This is a genomic window from Frigoribacterium sp. ME-P-080, from assembly GCF_030209595.1.
Classification (GTDB): Bacteria; Actinomycetota; Actinomycetes; order Actinomycetales; family Microbacteriaceae; genus Frigoribacterium.
The window spans coordinates 542,535-564,056 of record NZ_JARVRR010000003.1 but is presented as its reverse complement, the minus strand read 5'-3'; the positions used below and the strand labels follow the sequence as shown (position 1 = coordinate 564,056).

The 21,522-nt window shown below is 74.3% G+C and carries 19 protein-coding genes; 10 read left to right on the top strand and 9 right to left on the bottom strand.

The genetic code is table 11. From position 1 onward, the window contains the following. Positions 1-208: 208 nt before the first annotated feature. On the top strand, positions 209-895 hold the full coding sequence (locus QRN23_RS07790) for a DUF6518 family protein (RefSeq protein ID WP_285063117.1): 687 nt from the start codon (positions 209-211) through the stop codon (positions 893-895). 719 nt (positions 896-1,614) lie between these two features. Here the strand turns inward: QRN23_RS07790 and QRN23_RS07785 are convergent. Both QRN23_RS07785 and QRN23_RS07780 read right to left on the bottom strand, forming a co-directional pair. Then, the gene (locus QRN23_RS07785) at positions 1,615-2,298 is read right to left on the bottom strand and encodes a DUF4166 domain-containing protein (protein ID WP_285063116.1); all 684 of its coding nucleotides are present in this window, start codon (positions 2,296-2,298) and stop codon (positions 1,615-1,617) included. Next, positions 2,295-2,930: an SRPBCC family protein gene (locus tag QRN23_RS07780; RefSeq protein ID WP_285063114.1), complete on the bottom strand. Its 636-nt coding sequence runs from the start codon at positions 2,928-2,930 to the stop codon at positions 2,295-2,297. Before QRN23_RS07780 ends, QRN23_RS07785 begins: the two co-directional genes overlap by 4 nt. A 77-nt stretch (positions 2,931-3,007) precedes the next feature. Here QRN23_RS07780 and QRN23_RS07775 point away from each other — a divergent pair, with 77 nt between their 5' ends. Continuing rightward, positions 3,008-3,637 (top strand): maleylpyruvate isomerase N-terminal domain-containing protein, encoded by a 630-nt coding sequence (locus tag QRN23_RS07775; RefSeq protein WP_285063112.1) that lies wholly within the window; start codon positions 3,008-3,010, stop codon positions 3,635-3,637. A 488-nt stretch (positions 3,638-4,125) separates the two neighbouring features. Here the strand turns inward: QRN23_RS07775 and QRN23_RS07770 are convergent, their stop codons facing one another. The 3 genes from QRN23_RS07770 to QRN23_RS07760 all read right to left on the bottom strand — a co-directional run bounded on the left by QRN23_RS07770 (position 4,126) and on the right by QRN23_RS07760 (position 6,269). Continuing rightward, on the bottom strand, positions 4,126-4,653 hold the full coding sequence (locus QRN23_RS07770; protein WP_285063110.1) for a GNAT family N-acetyltransferase: 528 nt from the start codon (positions 4,651-4,653) through the stop codon (positions 4,126-4,128). Between the two features lie 232 nt (positions 4,654-4,885). Further along, positions 4,886-5,482 carry a hypothetical protein gene (locus QRN23_RS07765; RefSeq protein WP_123570621.1) on the bottom strand — a complete coding sequence of 199 codons (597 nt, stop codon included), beginning with the start codon at positions 5,480-5,482 and terminating at the stop codon, positions 4,886-4,888. 58 nt (positions 5,483-5,540) lie between these two features. After that, entirely contained in the window at positions 5,541-6,269 is a 729-nt protein-coding gene (locus QRN23_RS07760) for a DUF805 domain-containing protein (RefSeq protein WP_285063109.1), read from the bottom strand. Between the two features lie 73 nt (positions 6,270-6,342). On the opposite strand from QRN23_RS07760, the gene QRN23_RS07755 reads away from it, so the two are divergent. Further along, positions 6,343-6,930, top strand: a complete 588-nt coding sequence (locus tag QRN23_RS07755) for a GNAT family protein (RefSeq protein ID WP_173151566.1) — start codon at positions 6,343-6,345, stop codon at positions 6,928-6,930. Positions 6,931-7,029: 99 nt separating this feature from the next. Here QRN23_RS07755 and QRN23_RS07750 read toward each other — a convergent pair whose 3' ends face one another. The 3 genes from QRN23_RS07750 to QRN23_RS07740 are packed head-to-tail and all read right to left on the bottom strand — an operon-like array spanning position 7,030 to position 10,777. Continuing rightward, positions 7,030-8,574, bottom strand: coding sequence for a glycosyltransferase family 2 protein (locus QRN23_RS07750; RefSeq protein ID WP_285063108.1), 1,545 nt, complete (start codon positions 8,572-8,574; stop codon positions 7,030-7,032). Positions 8,575-8,594: 20 nt separating this feature from the next. Then, positions 8,595-9,833: a hypothetical protein gene (locus tag QRN23_RS07745; RefSeq protein ID WP_285063107.1), complete on the bottom strand. Its 1,239-nt coding sequence runs from the start codon at positions 9,831-9,833 to the stop codon at positions 8,595-8,597. Beyond that, a complete protein-coding gene (locus tag QRN23_RS07740; RefSeq protein ID WP_285063106.1) occupies positions 9,830-10,777 on the bottom strand; it encodes a WcbI family polysaccharide biosynthesis putative acetyltransferase in 948 nt (315 codons plus the stop codon). The genes QRN23_RS07745 and QRN23_RS07740 overlap by 4 nt, the downstream gene beginning before the upstream one ends. A gap of 208 nt (positions 10,778-10,985) precedes the next feature. Between QRN23_RS07740 and QRN23_RS07735 the strand changes: the two genes are divergently transcribed. From QRN23_RS07735 to QRN23_RS07720, 4 genes are read left to right on the top strand one after another with little or no spacing between them, the layout of a single operon-like run. Further along, positions 10,986-12,203: a glycosyltransferase gene (locus QRN23_RS07735; protein ID WP_285063104.1), complete on the top strand. Its 1,218-nt coding sequence runs from the start codon at positions 10,986-10,988 to the stop codon at positions 12,201-12,203. Next, positions 12,200-13,447 carry a glycosyltransferase gene (locus QRN23_RS07730; protein ID WP_285063103.1) on the top strand — a complete coding sequence of 416 codons (1,248 nt, stop codon included), beginning with the start codon at positions 12,200-12,202 and terminating at the stop codon, positions 13,445-13,447. The genes QRN23_RS07735 and QRN23_RS07730 overlap by 4 nt, the downstream gene beginning before the upstream one ends. Next, positions 13,444-14,646 (top strand): glycosyltransferase, encoded by a 1,203-nt coding sequence (locus QRN23_RS07725; RefSeq protein WP_285063102.1) that lies wholly within the window; start codon positions 13,444-13,446, stop codon positions 14,644-14,646. The genes QRN23_RS07730 and QRN23_RS07725 overlap by 4 nt, the downstream gene beginning before the upstream one ends. Next, positions 14,643-15,479 (top strand): glycosyltransferase family 2 protein, encoded by an 837-nt coding sequence (locus tag QRN23_RS07720; RefSeq protein WP_285063101.1) that lies wholly within the window; start codon positions 14,643-14,645, stop codon positions 15,477-15,479. Before QRN23_RS07725 ends, QRN23_RS07720 begins: the two co-directional genes overlap by 4 nt. Before the next feature lie 175 nt (positions 15,480-15,654). On the opposite strand, the gene QRN23_RS07715 is transcribed toward QRN23_RS07720, so the two are convergent. Continuing rightward, positions 15,655-15,939, bottom strand: a complete 285-nt coding sequence (locus QRN23_RS07715) for a hypothetical protein (protein ID WP_043595140.1) — start codon at positions 15,937-15,939, stop codon at positions 15,655-15,657. A 155-nt stretch (positions 15,940-16,094) separates the two neighbouring features. Here QRN23_RS07715 and QRN23_RS07710 point away from each other — a divergent pair, with 155 nt between their 5' ends. The 3 genes from QRN23_RS07710 (at position 16,095) to QRN23_RS07700 (ending at position 21,493) form a co-directional block, all read left to right on the top strand. Next, positions 16,095-16,430, top strand: coding sequence for a hypothetical protein (locus tag QRN23_RS07710; RefSeq protein ID WP_123570612.1), 336 nt, complete (start codon positions 16,095-16,097; stop codon positions 16,428-16,430). A gap of 112 nt (positions 16,431-16,542) precedes the next feature. Further along, entirely contained in the window at positions 16,543-17,934 is a 1,392-nt protein-coding gene (locus QRN23_RS07705) for an LCP family protein (RefSeq protein ID WP_285063100.1), read from the top strand. Positions 17,935-18,064: 130 nt separating this feature from the next. Continuing rightward, on the top strand, positions 18,065-21,493 hold the full coding sequence (locus QRN23_RS07700) for an SdrD B-like domain-containing protein (protein WP_285063098.1): 3,429 nt from the start codon (positions 18,065-18,067) through the stop codon (positions 21,491-21,493). Positions 21,494-21,522 lie beyond the last annotated feature (29 nt).

Below are 21,522 nucleotides of genomic sequence, written 5' to 3'. Positions count from 1 at the left end.
GCACGCGGGCACGGCGGCACGCGGGTCCGGCCGGCATCGCGGCCGGGCGGATGGGGATCGTCCTTCCGCGGCCGACGGTCCGACGGCCCGACGTCCACGGACGTCTCGAGGGCGAGGTCATCCTCGAGCCGCACGGCCTGCGACCCGCGGAGGACGCGTGCCGACGCCGGGCGTTCGTACGCTGGCACCTCCTCGAAGGAGAGCTGCCATGACCGGGACCCGACTCGACCGCCCCGCCCCGCCGACCGCCCGACGGCAGGGGGGCCGGGCCGCGACGATCGTCCACGGCGCCGGTCGGGTCGCCGCGGTGGCGGCCGGAGCACTGGTGCTCGGAGGACTGACGAGCCCGGCACAGGGCGTCCTGCCCGAATGGCTCGGTGGTTTCGCGAACTCGTCCGGTGGCTGGTCGATCCTCGTCTTCGCGCTGGTCCTGACCGTGCGGGCCCGTCCAGCCCTGTCGGCCGTCCTGGGTGCCGTGGCGTTCGTGCTGCTGGTCGAGGGCTACCGGATCGTGTCGGGATGGCGCGGCTTCCCTTACGATGAGCCGTTCCAGAACGTCTTCACGATCCTCGGTCTCCTCGTGGGCCCGGTGATCGGCGTCAGCGCCGCACTCCTCCGCGCCTCGTCGCCGACCCGGCGCACCCTTGCGGTCGTGCCGCTCTCGACGGTGCTCGTGGGGGAGGGGCTCTACGGGCTCGTCGTCCTCGACCAGGGACCGGGCGCGATCTACTGGGTGCTCCAACTGGTCCTCGGCGCGGGCTTCCTCGCCTGGGGCACCATGCGGACCCGGTCGTCCGTCCCGACGTGGGTGCCCGTCGTCACGGCGGGGTCGGTGGTGGCCCTGTCGATCCTGTTCGTCGTCGCGTACACGGCCCTCCCTCGCCTGCTGATGTGACCGGCCGGGTCGTTCCTCCGCCGGGACTCGACCCGCCCCTCCCGGTGGCCGACGACGCCGACGCCCGCGTCCGACGCCGGTGCCGGTGCCGACGCCGACGCCGTGCCGGTGTCGAGGTGTCGCGGTGTCGGCATTTCCTGGCTGGTGCTGCGGTGGGGTGCGTGGATCGGCCCCGGACGGGTGCGGGCGTGACGGAAGCCAGGACTTGCCGACGGGGTTCGGCGCTGGGTCCGGTGCCGTGGCGGGTGCCCGTGTCGCGGTGTCGGCAATTCCTGGCTGGTGCTGCGATGGGGTGCGAGGATCGGCGCGGGACGGGTGCGGGCGTGACGGGAGCCAGGACTTGCCGACAGGGTTTGATGCCGATGCCGATGCCGATGCCGATGCCGATGCCGATGCCGATGCCGATGCCGGGTCCGGTGCCGTGCCGGTGTTGCTGTCGCGGTGTCGGCAATTCCTGGCTGGTGCTGCGGTGGGGTGTCGGGATCGGCGTGGGACGGGTGCGGCCGTGACGGGAGCCAGGACTTGCCGACGGGGTCTGACGCTGGGGCCGGTGCCGGTGCCGGTGCCGGTTCCTGGGTCAGTGGTGCTGGCGGTGGCGGTGTCGGCAATTCCTGGCTGGTGCTGCGGCGGGGGGCGTGGATCGGCGTGGGACGGGTGCGGGCGTGACGGGAGCCAGGACTTGCCGACAGGGGGACGGGACGCACGCTCCACTTCCGGGCCTAGAGACGCGCCTCGGTGCGTCGCGGCTTGAGCCGGGCGGGCGCATCGGAGGCGGCGACCCACTCGCAGGTGAAGGCGCCGCGGTAGCCGAAGAGGAACCCCAGGCGGTGGTTGTGCACCTCGAGGTCGACGTGGAACGACTCGTCGTCGTCGGACCACCACTCGTGCAACTCGGCCCGACCGCTGAACAGCATCGGGAAGCGGAACGAGACGGGGCCCTCGTGGAAGCGCTGCGCCCCGGATCGCAGCACGAGGCCGCCGCGGTCGTCGACAGACAGGTCGAGGTCGACCGCGAGGTGCTGGTGCGTGCCGAGGTAGTCGAGCACCCGCCCCCGGTCGAGCACCATCGTCGCGTCGAATCGGACCGGCCGACGTCCCGCGCGGCGGCGCGGCACCGAGTACGAGCGGACGAAGGTGACCGTCTCGCGTCCGAGTGCGTCGCGGTACGGATAGTTCTCGATGACGAAGGGCACGTCGTGGCCGACGTCGGGCACCAGGATGTTGCGCAACCGCCCGATCTGCAAGAACGGGACCGTCCACCACGGGCCCCGCCGGATCGACGACATGACCCCCCGGCCCACGCAGGCCTCGCCCGAGTCGAGACCGACGCCGAAACGTCGCTGCATCATCGGGTGCAGACGCGTGAAGTCCTTGCCGAGGGCCTGCTCGAAGATCGACGTCATCGGGGTGACCGCCTCGCGGGGTCGGGCAGCGCGGCCAGGGTGACCGGCGCCTCCTTCAGGTGGTCGCCCGCGCGCGTGCCGCCGGCGGGCGCACGCAGGGTGCGGGAGGCGCGGGGGCGGTCCGGACGCCAGAACGCGAGAGCGCAGGCGAGCGGCCACCGCTCGGGTTCGCGGCCGGTCTCGAGCCAGAGGCGCAGGCGGTCGAAGCTGTACGCCGTCGCCCAACCGAGCAGCGGACGCACGACCAGGTCGAGCGGGCCCCAACCCGGGTCGTAGTCGTAGCCGGTCACGAAGCGCGTCCGTCCGTCGGCGGTGGGGACGTAGCGCCAGTACCCGCGACCGGCCCGGATCGGCGAGAGGACGTCGTCGGTCGCGAAGCGCAGGGCGGACGTGCGCGAACCGTCCCGGCCGTGGCGCTCGCCGATGCTGACGCCCGTGCCCCGGACGGTGTGGACGGGCGTGCGGCGGACGTAGCGGAACGGGGTCGACCCGTCGGCGCCCGGCGGCCCGGGGGTGATGCTCGAGAAGCGGACGTCCCAGCGGACGTGCTGGGCGGGGTCCTGGGTGGCGGCCCAGACCCGGTCCAGGTCGGCGTCGATCACGGTCTCGACGTAGATCTGACGTTTCCCCACGATGGCGAGGCTAGGGCATGGTGACGGACGGGTGGACACCTCGAGACGCAGGTCACGGCCGGATCTAGGCTCACCCCATGGATGAGAGCTTCGAGACGGTCCGCGACGCGTTCGGGGCGGCGGCGCGATGGTTCGCCGAGACGGTGCACGAGCTGGACCGGCCGCCGGCCCTCTGGGACGCCCCGGCCCTCGGCGAGTGGAACCACCGCGACCTCGTCGGCCACACGTCGCGGGCCCTGCTCACGGTCGAGCAGTACCTGCGGCCCGGGTCGTCGGATTCCGGCCACCGGACCGTCGACTACTACCGGGCGGTCCGGTGCGGGCGTGCCGACCCGGACGAGGTCGCCGAGCGGGGGCGGCAGGCAGGACGGGACCTCGGCGCCCACCTGCCCGAGAGCATCGACGCCGTCGTGCGACGGGTGACCGGCGTGGTGGCTGCACGGACCGCGGACGCGCGGGTGGAGACGCCGGTCGGCGAATGGCGGCTCGAGGCGTACCTCCCGACGCGCGTCGTCGAGCTCGTGGTGCACACGGGCGACCTCAGGGCGGCCGCCGGGCTCGACGGGCAGGCGCCCGAGGTCGCGGGTCGTCAGGCGCTGGTGGTGCTCGGGGCCCTCGTGGCCGATGCTCCGTGGGCTGACGCGCCGCGCCTCCTGACGGCCCTGACGGGTCGCTCGGCGCTCGCCGCCGGGTACACGGTGCTCTGACGGGGCCGTCGGTCCGCTGTCGGACGACGGAGCGGGCCCTCGCGGGTTCGGGTTCGACTTCGGTGTCGGTGTCGGTGTCGGTGCCGGTGTCGGCAATTCCGGGCTGGTGCTGTGGCTGGATGGCGGGATCCGCGTGGGATGGGCACGGCCGCGACAGGAATCAGGATTTGCTGACCTGGGATGCGACGCGTGCTGCTGGCGAGGGGGTGGGCAGGCGGGCGTCTGGGTCGGAGTGGACATCGAGTTCGCCACCGGTCTCGGTGTCGGCAACTCCGGGCCGGTGCTGCGACGGAGTACCGGGACCACCGGGGGAGGAGAGCTACCGCGACGGGAGCCAGGAGTTGCCGACGGGGGGCGCTGCCGGTGTCGGTGTCGGTAGTTCCGGGCCGGTGTCGGTAGTTCCGGGCCGGTGTCGCGGCGGGTGTCCGGATGGAACGGATGGCGGGGTCACACCCTCCAAGGGAACGGCCGAGCCTGTCCTGGACGGATCACCGTCCGGTCGAGTCGTCGACCCGCTGGAAGAGGACGTGGTCCTGCCAGCGGCCCGCGATCTCGAGGTAGGACGGTGCGATGCCGTACTGCTCGAAACCGGCCTTCCGCAGGACCCGCTGTGAGGCGACGTTGTGACGGAGCGTCCCCGCCTGGACGCGGTGGAGGCCGGCGTCGCCGAACGCCCAGTCGACGGCCTCGCCGACGGCCGAGGTCATGATGCCGCGCCCGTTGCGGTCCTCCGACAGCCAGTAGCCCAGGTCACAGGACCGGAAGGGGCCACGGGCGATCCCGCTGAGGGTCAGCCGGCCCACCACGGCACCCTCGTCGATGATGACGAACGGCTGCGCCTCACCCCGGGATCGTTGCGCCAGCAGCGACGAGATCACCGACAGCTGCCCCTCGAGCGTGAAGTAGGCGTCACCGCGCACGGGGTCCCAGGGCGCCAGGAATTCACGGTTGCGCGTCAACGCCCGGGCCAACTCGGGGGCGTCTCGCGGCTCGATCAGGCGGAGGTGGGAGGACACGGGTTCACGGTACCGCCGGAGACGCGGCCCGATGCCGTCGTCGTCGCCGTCGGGACGGCCTCGGGTTCGTACTCGCCCCACGGGGCGCCGTCCTCCGTGCCGGGTTCCAGTCCCTAGGGGTCGAGTGCGTGGAGCTCGACGAGCACCCGGTCGACGAGGTCCCGCCAGGCCTGACTGCGGCGTGGTTCGTCGACGTCCGCCTCTCGTCGACGGAGGAATCCGCGGACGGCCCTCACCGCGCCTCCGGACGCCCGGCCTCGTCGAGCGCGCGCAGCAGCGCCTCGCCGTCGCGCACGTCCACGAAGGTCATCGGCAGCGGGGCCATGACCCCGTCGAGACCCGTGTTGGTCAGGCCGCGCTGCCGTGCGCCGAACGGGGTGTTCCCCGTGATCGAGTCGGTCCAGTCGACGCTGACGTGGGTGCGGTCCCGGGACCACGAGACCTCTTGATTCTGCTGCTTCGCCGGCGCCTGGTGGACGGTCGACCCGACGACCAGGAACGACCGCTGGTCGGTGACCGCGTAACCCGTCTTCGCCTTCCGAGCCCGCTTGAGCAGGAACCTGCCGACCACGAAGAAGAGGCCGATCGCCACGAAGACCCCACCGAAGGCGACGAAGAACCACGACGCCCCGTCGCGCAGCGCGGAGACCTCCCAGAAGATCGCGAACCCGCACCACAGCAGGCTGAACGGCACGAGGAACAGGTCGTTGCGACCGAAGGTCACGCTCTCGTCCGGGCCGCCCGACCAGAGCAGGTGCTCGCCGGGGCGCAGCTCCGGCTGGACGAGGGCACGTCGGTCGTCGGGCACGCGGGCGTCGGGAGCGCTCATGGTCGAGAAACTACCGTGACGCGTCCGCCGCCGTCACCGCGCCCGGGCTGGGGTGCCGTCAGGCCCGGGGCCGGTCGAACCGGGCGCCGCCGGGCTTCGGGCCGAGCAGCGACAGGATGAAGATGACGAACCCGCCGAGGTACGGGACGAGGTTGATGAGCAGCAACCACCCGCTGAGGTCGATGTCGTGGAGTCGCCGCGCTCCGAGGGAGAGGAACGGCACGATCGTCCCGAAGAAGAGGATCGCGAAGACGAAGCCGAAGGGGATGAAACCGGGTCCGGGTTCTAGGGTGCCGTCGTAGTCGGTCGTGCTCCCCGGGAGGCCCGCGAGGAACCCGACGATGCCGAGGACGAAGTAGAGGACCGTGTTGGCGAGGACCACCCACCAGTACTCGCTGCGGCTCGCGCGCCCCGTGAAGTCGGCGTACTTGAGGAAGAACCGCTTCACCGCGACGACCGGGCCCGCCCCGTACAGCGGCGCCCAGAGGGGGACCGCACCACCCGGGCCGGAGGGCGATCCCTGCGGCGGCTGTCCGTGCGAGGGCTGTGCATACGAGGGCTGCCCGTACGAGGGCTGTGCGTACGAGGGCTGCCCGTACGAGGGCTGCTGCCCGTACGACGGAGGCGTCGGCTGCCCGTAGGGCGGCTGATGCCCGTAGGGCGGAGGCGACTGCTGCCCGTAGGGCGGGGGCGTCGGCTGCCCGTAGGAGGGCTGCCCGTAGGGCGGCTGCTGCGGCTGCTGCGGCTGGCCGCCCCGCTGGTCCGTTCCGTCGTTCTGGTCGCTCATGAGATCCCCCTCGTCCGCGCCGCCCACCGCGACCAGACCACCCTATCGAGCGGGGGCGTCGTACCATCGGGCCGTGCAGACACCGGCCGTCCTCCGTGACGATTCACCCGAGGCCGCCGCGCTCCTCCGCGCCGGGTGGACCGTCGCGGCCCGGTCGTTCGGTGCCCGGCTCGACGGCGACCGCCTCGACCGTGACCGCCTCCGCGCCCTCGCGTCCGGCAGGGTCGCCGACGTCACGATCCGCGAGCTCGGGTTGCACGACGTCGACGACGTCCTCGCTCTCGACGCGCAGACCCTCGACGACTACCCGGGCAGCGTGGCCACACGGCACGAGCCCTTCGACCGGTCGTCGGCGACACCCGGACCGACCCGCCGGGCCTGGGGTGCCCTCACGTCGACGGGTCGCCTCGTCGGCCTGACCGTCGTCGACCTCGACGGTCCCACCGCCGAGACGGACGTCACCGTCGTGCATCCCGATCACCGCGGTCGAGGCCTCGCGGCGGCGGTCAAGGCCGCGTCGGTGCTGGCCCTCCTCGACGCCGGCGTGCTCCGCTTCCGCACCGGAGGTTCGGCCGACAATCCCGCCATCGTCGCCGCGAACGCCACCCTCGGCTACGTCGTCGACGAGGGCTGGCTCACCCTGGTCGCACCCACCCCCTGAACGTCGGTCGAGTGGTCCCGAATCGTCCCTCGTCGGCCGACGAAGGACGATGGGGGACCACTCGACGCGACCGCGGGAGTGATCGCGCGGGCCCCGGGATCAGCCCCAGCCGCCGAGGTAGGCGGCGACGCTCGGCTCGCCCGTGACGGGCGTCAGCCAGTCCACGGAGGCGCGGTGCGAGACGAACGCGACGCCCGCCCCCCAGCGTCGGGCGCGCAGGGCGGCGCGGCGCGACTCGACCGTCACGAGCACGCGGCCCGACGGGTCCGCCAACTCGAGCGTGCCGAGCGACCCGACGCCCACCGCGTCCGTCGCCGTCCGAAGGTCACGCGCGACGTCGTCCCCGAGGCCGACCGCAGCGGCCAGGGCCTGCACCCGGGCGTCGTCCGAGCCGCCGGCCTCCACCGCGGGCAGCACCCGCACGGGCCCGTCGAGCGTCACGACCACCCGGGCACCGCCCAGCGCGGCGGCGGCAGCGTCCGACGAGCTGCCCCGCACCCGCTGGTCCGCCTCGAAGACCGGGGCCACGTCGTCCGGCACCACGACCGTCACGTCCGGCATCGCCGCCAGCACGCTGTCGACCGCCACGAACGCCGCACCGGCCGAGATCGACGTCCTGACGGAGGCGACCAGGTCGACGCAGACGTCCACCGCGCGACTCCGCACGCCGAACCCACGCGAGCCGCGCACGGCGATCAGGTCCGCGAGGCGCAGGGTCTCGCCGTTCTTCTCGACCTGACGCCGCGCCTCCTCGTCCTCGCGAGCGACCGCCGACGCCGCCGACCCCGCCGAACCCCCCGACCCCGACCCCGCCGACCCGCCGCCGGCACCCGTCGCCCGTCCCGCCCAGTCCGGCCCGTCGTGCCACGCCACGGCGCCCGGCACGTGCGCGAACACGCCGCCGGCGAGCCACGCGCGGTGGGCCCATTCCCAGTCCTCGCCGCCGTAGCTCGTGAACGACTCGTCGAAGCCGCCGACCTGGTCGAAGAACCAGCGGGTGCAGCAGGTGACCGCCCCGATCAGGTGGCGGTACGACCGGTCGTCGGCGTGCAGCAGGTCGGCCGACCAGCCGTACGCCTGCTCCAACCAGCGCGGCTGCTCCAGCTCGTGGGCCGGCCCTGCCACCTCGACCGGCTCCGACACCGGCACGGCCACGCCGTCACCGGCCCCGCCGTCACGACCCAGCACCCCCGCGAAGTCCGCGTGCTTCCGTTGGCCGACCGTCACCGCCTCGGGGGCGAGCGCCGGCAGCCGGGTCAGCCGCAGCACGTAGTCCGGCTCGGGTGACGTGTCGGCGTCGACGAAACACAGCACCGACCCCGACGACGCGGCGACGCCGACGTTGCGGGCGGCCGAGAGCCGGAACCCGAGGTCCTCCTGCACGATCAGCCGCACCCCCTCGGGCACGGTGGGTGGCGTCGGCGATCCGTCGTCGACGACGATCACCTCGAGCCGTTCGGCCGGGTAGCTCTGACGCGCCAGCGCCGCCAGCGTCCGGTCGAGCTCGGCCTGCTGCCGGTAGTGCACGACGACCACCGACACGAGCGGCGGCAGGTCGGGCCACACCCCGTCGAGGGCGTCCCACGCGTTGCCGACGACGAACCATCCGCCCGCAGGAGGCGCGGTGTCGGTCGCGTCAGACACCGGCGACCCGGCGTCGCGGCTCACCAGCGCACCCCCTCGGCCCACCACGCCGCGTAGGCGTCGGCCACCTCGTCGAGGCCGGGCAGGGTCCGGGCGTCGTCGTCGAGCCAGGTCGACGCCGGGTCGGCCAGGGCGGTCGCGATCGCCGTCGCCAGACCGCCGTCGGGGTAGAGCGTGAGCGTGCCCGGCCGGAGGGCGGCCATCTCGCGCGAGTACCTCGTGTCGGGCACGAGCGGTCGTCGCCCGGCCGCGATCCAGGTCGCGATCGAACCGGAGGCCGACACGTGCTGGTGCGCCGCCACGGGCACCGACGCGCGCCGGGCGCGGTCGAGCAGCGTCGCGTCGTCGAGGTAGCCCGTCGCGCCGAACGGCACGCCGAGCGCTGCCGCCTCGTCGACCAGCTGCTGCAGCTCGGCCTCGTGCCCCGAGGAGGCGCGGCCGAGCGCCACGACGCCGGTCGCCCGCGCGTCCGGTCGCGTCGCCCCGCTGCCGTCCCGGTCGTCGGCGGCGTCGTGCCGCGCGGCCGCGAGTCCGGCCACGGCCGCCACGACCTCGGCGTGCCCCTTGCCCGGGTAGAAGAAGCCGATGACCGCGACGTCGCCGTCCGGCTCGGGGAGCCCGGCCGGCCCGGCGGGCTCGGGGAGCCCGTCCGGCCCGGTCCGCTCCGGCGGCAGGGGGTGCCGGTCGACCGGCAAGGGGATCACCTCGACCGGGCCGTCGAAGCCGACCCACTCGCGCAGGAGGGAGCGCTCGTGGTCGCTGTTGACCACGACGCCTCGCGCGGCGGCGACCACGCGACCGTAGGCCTCACCGCGCCTCCTCAGGTTGCGCTCGCCGTCCGACGGCTGCGGCAGGTCGTGCAGGGTGACCGTGAGCGCCGTCGTGTCGGCCAGGTGCTCGACGACGTCGGCCGCCGCGGCCGGCGAGGGGCCCCAGAGCCGGTCGGTGAACTGCAGGTGGGCCCGCGGGACGCCGACGTCGACGGTGTCGGCCGGGCCCGCACCGAAGCCCCCGTCGACGTCCGGCACGTCGAGCAGGTCGGCGACGTCGAGGGCGAGGTGCCGACCGGTGCGGGCCTCGACCGTCGCGGCGATCTGGGCCGCGTAGGTCGCGACGCCGTGCTGCGGATCGTGGTGCGTGACCACCACGGGCAGCTCGACGAGGTCGATCGTGGCCGCCGCACCGTCCCGCGCGGTCCACCGGGCCGAGTCGCGCGCGGTCGCCTCGCGGGTCGAGGGATCGACCGCCCCGCCGCTCACGCCGCACCCCACAACGCGAACGAGTCGGCGTGCCGGGCCAGCGCGGCCTCGACCGCGTCCGGGTGCTCGGCGTACCAGGCGAGGTGTGCCCGGCGGACCTCGTCGGCGTCGACGCGCTCACCGCCGACGACCCAGTGGTCGGTCGCCTCGTCGTCGAGGCCCCAGGCGTCGATCACCGCCTGCTCGCGCGGGGCGTGCACGCTCGAGAGCACGGGTCGGCCCGGATCGACGACGTGCTCGGGCAGGCCGAGGCGCTCGCGGACGCGCGACGCGAGGGCCGTCCAGACAGGGTTGCCGGGGTGGTTCAGGGTGCGCATCTGGTCGAAGCGCGGCGTGCCGGCCCCGTCGGCGCCCGCACCGACCTCGAACAGGTCCGACGCGACGACGCTGTCGTGGGCGACCTCGCGCTTCCGCAGCTCGGCCAGCGACTGCTCGGCGACCGACCGGACGACGGCGGGCGTCAGGGCGCCTCCCGGGAGGGGCCGCCCGGCGGCCTCGGCGATCAGCCGGACGTCGTGGTACTCGACCACGGGCGGCACGAGCGAGACGTCGCTCGGCGGGCGCACGATGACGTGCGCGGGGTAGAGGCCCGCGAACCGGACGACGGGCACCCGGACGACCCGCGCCTCCCGGGGCAGCATCGCGGCCAGCTGGGCCGTGCCGAGCGGGAGGTCGTGGTAGTCGTCGCGCACCGGTTGCGAGACCAGCAGCCCGGCCCGGCCGAGCCACCGGCCGAGCTGCGGCAGGTCGGCGGCCGTGAGCTCGTGCACGGGCGGCATCCGGACGGTCGTGAGGCCCCCGCCGTCGAGGAAGATCCGCAGCGACTCGGCCTGGCAGTTGCCCACCACGAGGGCGATCGCCCCGTCGCCCTCCGGCTCGCTCAGACCGTAGAAGTCGCCGTAGTGACGGGTGCGGCCGTCGGGTTCGGTTCGCTGTTCGGACATGCTTCCCTCCGGCCCGCGCTCGGAACGGACAAAGGGGGTCGCGCGGGCCTATGTTGAGTCAACAGCGACTTCCCCGGTCGCGTCATCCTTTCCCGCCGCCAGCCCCGGCACACCTCACCCGCATCGTCGCGGGTGCTCGTCGTACCGCGAGACAGGCCTCGCGCCGGTCCGCCACGGCGAGCGACCTGATCACGCCGAGGAGGCCCCGATGACCCATCACGCCCCGACGTCGCCGTCGACCACGGCCCCCGCGTCCGACGAGACCGTCGTCGTCGCGCCCCTCCGCGTGGCCTCCGTCCCGGCCGGCCACCCGTACGTCCGCTCGTTGCTCGACCCCGACGACGCCTCCGGCCGCGTCGTCCACCTCGCCGACCCGCTGCCCGACCCCGCCGAGCCGGACCGCTGGTGGCCCCCGGTGGTGCTGGACGCCGACTGGCTCCGCGCCCACGCCGACGAGATCGACCTGCTGCACGTGCACTTCGGCACCGAGTCGTACCCCACCGCCCACCTCGTCGCCGTCGTCGAGGCCCTGCGCGACCTGCGCCTGCCGCTCGTGTATACGGTGCACGACCTGACGAACCCGCAGCTCGTCGACCAGGCGCCCCACGTCGAGCACCTCGACGTGCTGATCCCGGCCGCCGACGAGTTGATCACCCTCACCGACGCGGCCGCCGACGAGGTCGCTGCCCGGTGGGGTCGTCGCCCGACCGTCATCGCGCATCCGGCCATCGTCGACCCCGAGGTCGAGCTGCCGGTCGGCACATCCGGTGACACGGTCGTCGTCGGGGTCCACCTCCGCGACCTGCGCCCCAACGTCGCGGGCGTCGAGACCGTCCGCACCCTGCTCGCGGCGGTCGACGCCCTGCGCGCCACCGGTGCCGCCGTGGAGGCGCGGGTCGACCTGAACGAGCGCGTGCGCGACCCCGAGCAGGCCGAGCGCATCCGCGAGCTCGTCCGGGCCGCCGGCCCGTCGGCGACCCTCGCCGAGCACCCGCGCCTGACCGACGCCCGGCTCGAGCGGTCGCTCGCCGACCTGGACGTCTCGGTGCTGCCCTACCGCCACGGCACGCACTCCGGCTGGGTCGAGCTGTGCTGGGACCTCGCCGTCCCGGTCGCCGCGCCCCGCGTCGGCCACGCCGCGGCGCAGCACCCCGACCGTGGGGCGACCGCCTCCTTCGACCTCGACGACCCCGCGTCGCTGGCCGCGGCCGTCATCGCCCTGGTCAGCCCGCACGCCGTCGACGAGACCGCCGACGCACACGACGCCCCAGCCCGGGTGCCGGCCTCGCGCCGCGGCACCCCGCACCGCGCGGCCCTGCAGCAGCAGCGTCGGTCCGTGCGGCGACGACAACGCCACGACGTGGCCGCCGCCCACCTCGCGGTGTACGAGCGCGCCCTCGCGACGGTCGCGGCGGTGACGGCGTGACCCGCGCCTCCCGGCCCCTGCGCATCGTCGTCGTGGCGCCCCTGCGCTACCCGATCCGCGAGCCGTTCGCCGGCGGACTCGAGTCGTCGGTCCACCACCAGGTGCGCACCCTGCGCGAGCGCGGCCACCGCGTCTCGCTGATCGCCACCGAGGGGTCCGACCACCTCGACCAGAGCCCGCCCGAGTTCGTCCTGCCCGCCGTGGTCTTCGACGACCCGGCCGAGGCGACCGACACGACCTACCCCGACGGCTACCTCGAGCGCGCGCTGCCGGCCCTCGAACGCGCCCTGCAGTTCGTCGCCGACCACGCCGACGACTACGACCTCGTCGACAACCACAGCCTGCACGGCGTCCCGCTCGCCCGGGCCGACCGCATCGGCGTGCCCATGGTCAGCACCCTGCACACGCCGACCCTGCCCGACATGCTCGCCGCGCACCGCTCGTCCACCGGGCCGCGCAGCCGCTTCGTCGCCGTCAGCGGCCACACCGCCGCCGCCTGGGCGAGGGAGGGCGTCGAGGCGAGCGTCCTGCCGAACGGCGTCGACACCGAGCGCTGGGGCTTCGGACCGGGGGGCGACGACCTCGTCTGGTCGGGACGCATCGTCCCCGAGAAGGGGCTGCACCTCGCCCTCGAGGTCGCCCGTCGCGCCGGGCGCCGCCTGGTGATCGCCGGCCGCATCGGCGACGTCGACTACTTCGAGACCGAGGTCGCCCCGCACCTCGGAGCCACCGCCCACTACGTCGGCGAACTGCGCCAGCCCGAGCTCGCGGCCCTCGTCGGCCACAGCGGCTGCGCCCTCGTCACGCCCGTGTGGGAGGAGCCCTTCGGACTCGTCATCGCGGAGGCGCTGGTCACCGGCACGCCGGTCGTCTCGTTCGCCGTCGGGGGAGTCCCCGAGGTCGTGGCGGGTTCGGTCGGGGCCGCCCTGGTCCCCGCCGGCGACCTCGACGGCATGGCGCGCGCGGCCGACGACCTGCTGCGCCGGGTCGGGACGGACGCCGACGCCCGCCGCACCGTGCGGCAGGACGCCGTCGACCGGTTCTCGCTGCGAGCCCGGGCCGCCGTCCTCGAGCGGCTGTACGCCGACGTCGTGGCCTCGGACGAGCGCGTGCCGGGCACGTCCGTCGTCGCCGCGACGGAGCCGACCGGCGTGGGTGGCCGGCACCGTGCCTCCTCGTCCCTCGCCGGCGGCCTGTCGGCCGTGCGCCCGGCCGGCACGGGCCGACGGGTCGTGACGGCGTGACCTCGACGGTCGCCCGCCCCCTCGTCGGCTGGTACGTGCACCACCACGGTGCCGGGCACCGCACCCGCTTCTCGGCCGTCCGGCCGCACCTCGACGCCGACGTCGTCGTCTTCAGTTCGCTGAGCGCCCCCGTCGACCTGCCGGACGACACCACCTGGATCGAACTCGAGCGCGACGACGCCCCGACCACGGGCCCGGACGGCGTGGTCCGTCACCCCGCCGACGCCTCGCCGACCGTGGGCGGCCTGCTGCACTGGGCTCCCGTGGGGCACCCCGGGCACGCCTCCCGCCTGGGCCGCATCGCCGGGGAGATCGCCGGGGCCGCGGCTGGCGGGCGCCCCTTCGACGCGATGGTCGTCGACGTCTCGGTCGAGGTGACGCTCTTCGTGCGGCTGCTGGGCGTCGAGGTCGTCGTGGTCTCGCAACCCGGCGACCGCACCGACGAACCCCATCGACTCGCGTACGACGCCGCGTCGCGCGTGATCGCTCCCTGGCCCGCCGGGACGCACGACTCGTCGGCGCTCGACCGGGTCGCCGAGAAGGTGCGCTGGGTCGGCGGGATCTCGCGGCAGGACGGGCGCGGGGCCTCGGACCGCGGGTCGGCCGTCGTCCCCGGCAGCGTCCTCTTCGTGGGCGGTGCCGGCGGCAGCGACCACGGGGACCTCTCGGCCGCGGTCGCCCGCGCGGCTCGGGCCACGCCCGGCACGACCTGGTCGGCCCTCGGGCTCGACACCTGGGTCGACGATCCGTGGTCGGCCATGACCTCGGCCGAGGTGATCGTGACCTGGGCCGGCCAGAACACCGTCGCCGACCTCGCCGCCCTCGGCGCACGTGCCGTGGTCGTGCCGCAGACCCGACCCTTCGACGAACAGCTCACGACCGCCCGGGCGCTCGACCGGGCCGGTCTCGCCGTCGTGGCGCCGTCCTGGCCCGCCGACGCCGAGTGGCCGTCGGTGGTCGAGCGCGCCCGGGGGCTGCGGCCCGACTGGTCGGCGTGGCAGGTCGAGGGGGCTGCCGCCCGCGCCGCCGCGGTGGTCGCCGAGGTGGCCGGTCGGGGCGCGCACGGCGTCGGCCCCGCGCGCGCCGAGCCCGCCGTCGGCGCCGAGCCCGCCGTCGGCGCCGAGCCCGCCGTCGGTTCCGACCTCGCCGTCGGCACCGACCTCGCCGTCGGCACCGACCTCGCGGGGGTCGCCTCGTGACCGTCGTGGTGGTGACCCTCGCCTCCGCCACCCGCATGAAGCACGTCCTCAACCAGCTGCGGTTCGTCCGGCAGGTGGCACCCGAAGCCGGCCACGTGATCGTCTGGCTCGACGAGACCCCCGCCCCCGACGTGCCCGCCCTGGCCGGCGTGACGACCCTGCACGTCCCGCCGGGTCCCGACGGCCTGCGCCTCGCCGCCGGACGCAACCGCGGAGCCGACGCGGCCGTCGGTCACGGTGCCACGCTCATCGTGTTCCTCGACGCCGACTGCGTCCCCGGCCCCGACCTCTTCCGCCACTACGAACAGGCGGCGCTCGACCACCCGGGGGCTCTCCTGAGCGGACCCGTCACCTACCTGCCCGAAGGGTTCGTGCTCGGCGCCGGCGAGGGGCTCGAGGGGGCGACCGCTCCGCACGCGGCGCGACCCGCGCCTCCTGCGGGGACGACGCTCGTCGCGGGCGCCGCGGACTATCCGCTGTTCTGGTCGCTGTCGTTCGCGGTGACGCCGGACGCCTGGGCGCGGCTCGGCGGCTTCGACGAGCGATACGAGGGCTACGGCGGCGAGGACACCGACTTCGCCTTCACCGCGCGCTCGCTCGACGTCCCGCTCGTCTGGGTCGGCGGCGCCCACGCGTACCACCAGTACCACCCGACGTCGTCACCGCCGTGGCGCCACCTGTCCGACGTCGTGCGCAACGGCGGCCTCTTCGCCGAGCGGTGGGGCGAGTGGCCGATGGGTGGCTGGCTCGACGCGTTCGAGCGGGCCGGCGCGGTGCGCCGGGCGGCCGACGGCGGCTGGACCCTCGTCGAGGGCGCGGCCGTCCCGAGCTGACCCGCCCCGGGCCGACCCGCCCCGGGCTGCCCCGCCCCGAGTCGCCGGGCCGAGTAGCCCGCCCCGAGTCACGGGCCGGGATCGCACCGCCGACTGAGCATCGCACCGTCGAAGTGGGCGGTGCGACGTCCAGTCGGCGGTGCGACGCCACCCGAGGAGGCGCGGCGCGGCCGGGTCAGTCGAGCGTGCCCTGGTCGGACGACTTCTTGTGGGCGATGGCGTCGCGTTCGGCGGCGAGGGACGCGACGGTGGCCGGGTCGAGGGCGTCGTAGTCGACGAACGGGTCGGGCTGGCCCGTCTTGTCGGCGACGACCGCCGAGTAGGCCGAGACGGCGAGTCGCAGCTTGGCGGTCGCCCGACCGGCACGCTTGCTCGACAGCGGTTTCTCTTGCATGACCTTGCGGTGGTGGTCGAGCGCCTCGACGAGGTCGCGGTGGGCCGTCTTGAGCTTTTTCGCCATGTGACGATCATGCCCACCCGGGGCCGATCTGCCAACACGGTCGTGGCCGCGGGGGACCGGTCGGGGGACAAGCCGCCGCGGGGGAGGAAGCGAGGCCCGGGTGCTTTCACAGCGGGCGGCCACACTGCCGTAACCTCCCGGGCGGACCATCAGGCATGATCTCGCTGACCGGAGTGATCCGCCCCACCGACGAGGTGGCCGTGCTGCACGTCGTCGAGCAGAAGCTCCGGCGGCACTTCCCGGCGTTGAGCGCCGCGTCCGAGGTGCTCGTGCTGCAGGCCTGGGGCCTGCCGGTCCGCGTCACCGAGCAGTTGGCGCGGCTGCGGCTCGACGTCGTCGTGGGCGACCAGGACGAGGCGGCCACGTTCCGCGACACGGTCGGCGCCGAGTTGCGTGGCTGGTCGGGGTCGGGGTCCGGCTCCCTGAGGGTCGACTGGACCGAGGACGTCCTCCCCGCCGTCGCGCCGGCCACGCTCGGCGAGACCGCCTGACCGGGCCGGCCGGGGACGTCGACGGGGCGACCTCCGGGGTTTCCCGGCCCGCGCCTCCTATGCTTCGTCCCGACGAGGGTCTCCCGAGCCCTCTCTCGCCGAGGGGGCGCGCATGACCGACGACGGACGCACCGAGCGGGCCCTCGACGGCCATGACGACCGCTCCGATCGAGGAGGCGCGGTGCGGCAGGGCGGGATCGCCCGCCACGGTCGCCTCCGCCGCGGGCACCCCGTGGCGTTCGCGGCGAAGGTGACGGCGGCCGCGCTGGCCGTGGTCCTCGTCAGCACGACCTCGATCGCGGCCATCGCCACGTGGCAGGTGCTGCAGGGCGCGAGGCCCACGGTGCAGCTCGCCGGACCCGACGGGTCGTCCGCCTCGCCCGTGCCGCAGCTGACGGCGCAGACCGGTGAGGTGAACCTGCTGCTGATCGGCACCGACACCCGCGAGGGGCTGGGCACCGGATTCGACGACGCCGCCAACCAGCAGGCCAGCTCGGGGGCGGGCAAGAACGACTCCACGGTGCTCGTGCACATCTCCGAGGACCACACGAACATGGCGGTCGTGAGCTTCCCGCGCGACCTCATCGTGCCGATGCCGGCCTGCCCGAACGACGACGGCACGGTCAGCCCGGCGACCTCGGGCGCGATGCTGAACACCGCGCTGGGACGTGGCGGGCCGAAGAACGGACTGTCGTGCGTGGCCCAGACGATCGGACAGCTGACCGGACTGCAGATCGACTACGCGGGATCGATCACGTTCGAGGGGGTCGTGTCGATGGCCGACGCCATCGGCGGCGTCGAGGTGTGCCTGGCGACGCCGATCCGCGACACCGAGGTCCAGCCCGCACTCGATCTCCCGGCCGGCACGCGGACGTTGTCGGGGGCCGAGGCGGGGGCCTTCCTCCGCTCGCGCTACGGGGTCGGCGACTCGAGCGACCTCGGGCGGATCAGCAACCAACAGACGTTCCTCTCGGCGCTCGCCCGGCAGACGGTGTCGGCGGGGACGCTGACCGACCCGACCAAGGTGTTGGCGATCGCGAGGGTGGCGTTCGCCAACATGACGCTGAGCGACACGCTGGCCGACGCGTCGACCCTCGCCAAGCTCGCCCTCGCCGTGAACACGGTCGGGCTGTCGAACATGGTCTTCGTGCAGTACCCGGCGGTGGACGATCCCGCCGACCGCAACCGCGTGCTGGTCGACGAGTCGGCCGCGGCGGTGCTCGACGACGCCCTGCAGCGCAACCTGCCGCTGACCCTCTCGGCGGACAGCCTCGGACGGTCGGCGGTGCTCGACCCGGCCGCCCCGGCCGTGCCGGGTGTGTCGGCGTCTCCGTCCACGGGTGCCGGGGGCGAGCCGTCGGGCGAGGCGACCGACGGGGCGGTCGACGTCGTCCCGGGCGCCGGAGCGACCCCGGCGCCCACACCCGCACCGACCTCGGCGGCCCTCCCCGGGAACGTCTCGGGCCAGTCCGCCGACCAGGTCACCTGCGCCAAGCGCGACTGACGAGGGGTCGAGTCACCTTCTTCCGGGGGTTCCCCCTGCCATCGACGCGCCCTAACATGGCAACCGACATGTGAACTCGGACATGTCACCTTCCGGGTGGCGTGTCGACGATCGGCGAAGGGGCCACACGATGAAGACGACCACATCGATCCGAGGGGTCGGTGCGACGGTGGCCCTGGCCATGGTCACCGCGGCCTTCGCTGCGGCACCGGCCGCGGCGACGCCGGCCGCAGCGGCACCGGCCGCGGCGACGCCCACCGCCACGGAGCCGGCTGCTCCGACGTCGGCCCCGGCTGCCGCCGCCTCGACCGCGACCGTCGACCTCGACATCGAGCGCCGCGCCGACGGCAGCGGCCCCTTCACGCCCGCCGAGGGCCCCGGTGCCGACGCCGGCGCCTCCAACGGCATCGTCCGCACCTTCGACGCCATCACCTACCGCGTCACCGTCAGCGCCAACGGCGGCTCGGTGACGAACGAGCGGTTCACCGTGACCGCACCCGACGGCACCACGTGGGCCGGGATGCCGAACACCTGCGAGGTCGACGGCTCCGCGATCGTCGGCCCCGAACTCACCTGCAACGTCGGCACCGTCGGCGAGGGGCAGGTCCTCGCGACCCCGGTCGTCCTGACCATCGACTCCCGGGCCGGCGGCGGCACGGTCGCCATCACGGGCACCGTGACCGGTGACGGCGTCGCCGAACCGGCAGGGCCCGTCACATCCGTGGCGACGACGGTCTCCGCGGCACCGCGCTTCGACCTCGCGAAATCCGTCGCGAACTCCACCTTCCACCCCGGTGTCGTCGGCCCCGACGGAACGGAGGGGACGGTCCTCCAGTACCCCGTGACCGTCGCGTGGGAGCCCGTGGTCCCCGGGCAGGGGCTCCTCGGCTACGAACGCTCGAGCGGCACCTTCACCTTCCAGGACGACGTCTCCCGGATGTTCGGCGACCTGCCGTCCCCCGCGGTCCTCTTCGGCCACGACGGGCGGGCCGCCTGCGGGCTCAACGACGGGCGCACCTTCCCGGTCCTCCCCGGCGGCAGCGGGGGGAGGTCCACGACGGTGTTGCACTCCGGCCGCTTCGAGTGCACGCAGTCCGCTCCGGGGCAGCCCGTCGAGGTGACCATCACGGGCACCGACACCGACATCACGCCGTCGAGGGGCATCCCCTCGCAGAGCGCCACCGGCCAGCCGATCCAGGGGGGCGTCAAGCCCTACGTGATCAGCGGGTACATCAGCATCTGGGTTCCCGCCCTCGACGCGGGCCAGTCCCTCATCGCGAGCAACACCTTCACCCCGCTGCAGACCACGGGCATCAGCGGTGCGTCCAACTTCCCGGGCTCGACCGAACCGCTGGCGAACAACTCGGTCGACCGCAACCTGTCGTTCTTCGTCCCGGGAGGGGGCTTCAAGCACCTCGGCCAGACCCGGGTGAACGGCTCCACCGCCGTCGGCTCCGCGAAGTCGGGAGACCCCTACGTCACCCCCGGGACGCGCCTCCGCTCCCAGGTCAACCTGGCGAACAGGGGCGTCTCGGACTACGTCGGGGCGATCACCTGTGACGTCTACGACAACCGCTTCCAGCAGCTGACGACGCTGTTCGGCGAGCACGCGACCACCAACGGCTGGAACGAGGGCGTCCGCATCGAGTACGCGGCGTTCTCCTTCACGGACCCCACCGTCGGTCGGGACGCCACGTGCGACGACTCCGACGGTCCCTGGTACGACAGCCCCGACGACGTCCCCGGCGGTGTCGACGCGATCGGGAAGATCCGCGCCGTCGGGACGGTCGCCGGCGGGCGGGCCGGCAACCTCTTCAGCTACTTCGAGGTGCAGGCCGCCCCGAACGACACCCGCGTCCACGACTTCGGCTCGTTCTTCGACGGCACGAGCGCCTGGGTCCACGACACGGCGCCCGCGGCCAACGGTGTCGGGCCGCTGGCCGACAGCGTCATCGTCACGCAGGTCAGGGCCCGGGTCGTGAAGAAGGTCGTCGACCCCGGCACCACCGCCGAGACCACCCCCGACAAGACCGCGTTCGTCGTCGCCGGCACGAGCATGGACTACGCCCTCTACCCGACGCTCACGAACGCGACGGAGGGGGGCCGCCCCCAGGCCCTCACGGTGACCGACGTCCTGCCCGAGCACACGACGTACCAGCGTGGCTCGAGCTCCCTCGAACCGACGAGCGTCGAGACCACGACGATCGACGGTGAGCTCCACGAGACGATCGTCTGGACCCTCGAGGACGTCGTCCCCAACCGTCCGATCGCGCCCCTCACGTACCGGCTCGACGTGTCCGGGACGGCCCCGCCGGGGTCCGTGAACAACACCGCCCACGTCGCCGCCGACGACGACCTGTCGCCCGAAGGGCTCCGCACGGCACTCCGAGGCGTCCGCGTCGAGTCCTCGAGCGGCATCGGCGTCCAGAAGACCGCGGAGGAGCCCACCGTCGTCGTCGGCGACGACCTCGTCTGGACGCTCGAGTACCGCAACACCGACTCCGTCCCCATCGCGGCCGTCGACCTGATCGACGTCCTGCCCACCGTCGGGGCCAGCGGTGGGCAGGTCGACCTCGCCGCCCCGGTCGAGGTCGACCCCGACGCCGGTGAACGCGTCCGCTACACGACCGCTGCCCCGGGCGGCATCTCCTTGGACGGCGACGACCCGAGCAACGCCCCCGGGGGCGACACCGCCTGGTTCGACGCGTCCCGCATCGGGACGGGCGGCGACCAGGTGGCGCTCGAGGACGTCACCGCCGTCCGCATCCAGCGGACCACGGCCGTCGACGTCGGCGAGGTCGTCACGCACGACCTGACCGCGACGACGACGGAGGCACGTGACGGGGACGTCGTCACCAACCGGTTCGGCCTGCGCGCGACGAACCTCGCGCTCGCCGCGTTCTCGAACCGGGCCGCCATCACCGTCGTCGCCGGAGCCGGCGGCGACCGCGTGTGGGACGACGCGGACGCCGACGGGCTCCAGGGGCCTGCCGAGGCCGGCATCCCGTTCCTCCCGGTGACCCTCACCGGCACCGACGACCGGGGCCGTCGGGTCGAGCGGCGCACCAGGACCGACCTCGCGGGCACGTACGTCGTCGACGGGCTCCGCCCGGGGGAGTACACCGTCGCCTTCTCCTCGCTGCCCGACCGGGCCTGGACCGCACGCCACCAGGGCGAGGACGACAGCGTCGACTCCGACGCCGGGCTCGACGGAACCGCGACGGTGGCGCTCTCGACCGTCCTCGAGGGGGACGAGCTCGTCGGGGTCGACCGGGACCTCGGCATCGACGCGGGCCTCCTGCCGGCCGTCGACCCGGGGGAGCCGGTCGATCCCGGTGTGCCGGTCGACCCGGGTGCCCCGGTCGACCCGGGGGCACCCGTCGATGCCGTCGGTGCCGCGGACACGACCTCGGACCCGTCGACCGGGCCCGGAGCGTCACGGGGTGACCGTCTGCTCGCCTTCACGGGCAGCGAAGCGGCCGTCCTCGGCATCGCGGTGCTCGGCCTCCTCGGTCTCGGTGCGCTCCTCGCCCTCGCCGCGCGGCGGCGGGACTCCTGAGCGTGTCCCGTCGCCGCCGCGGCGCCCCC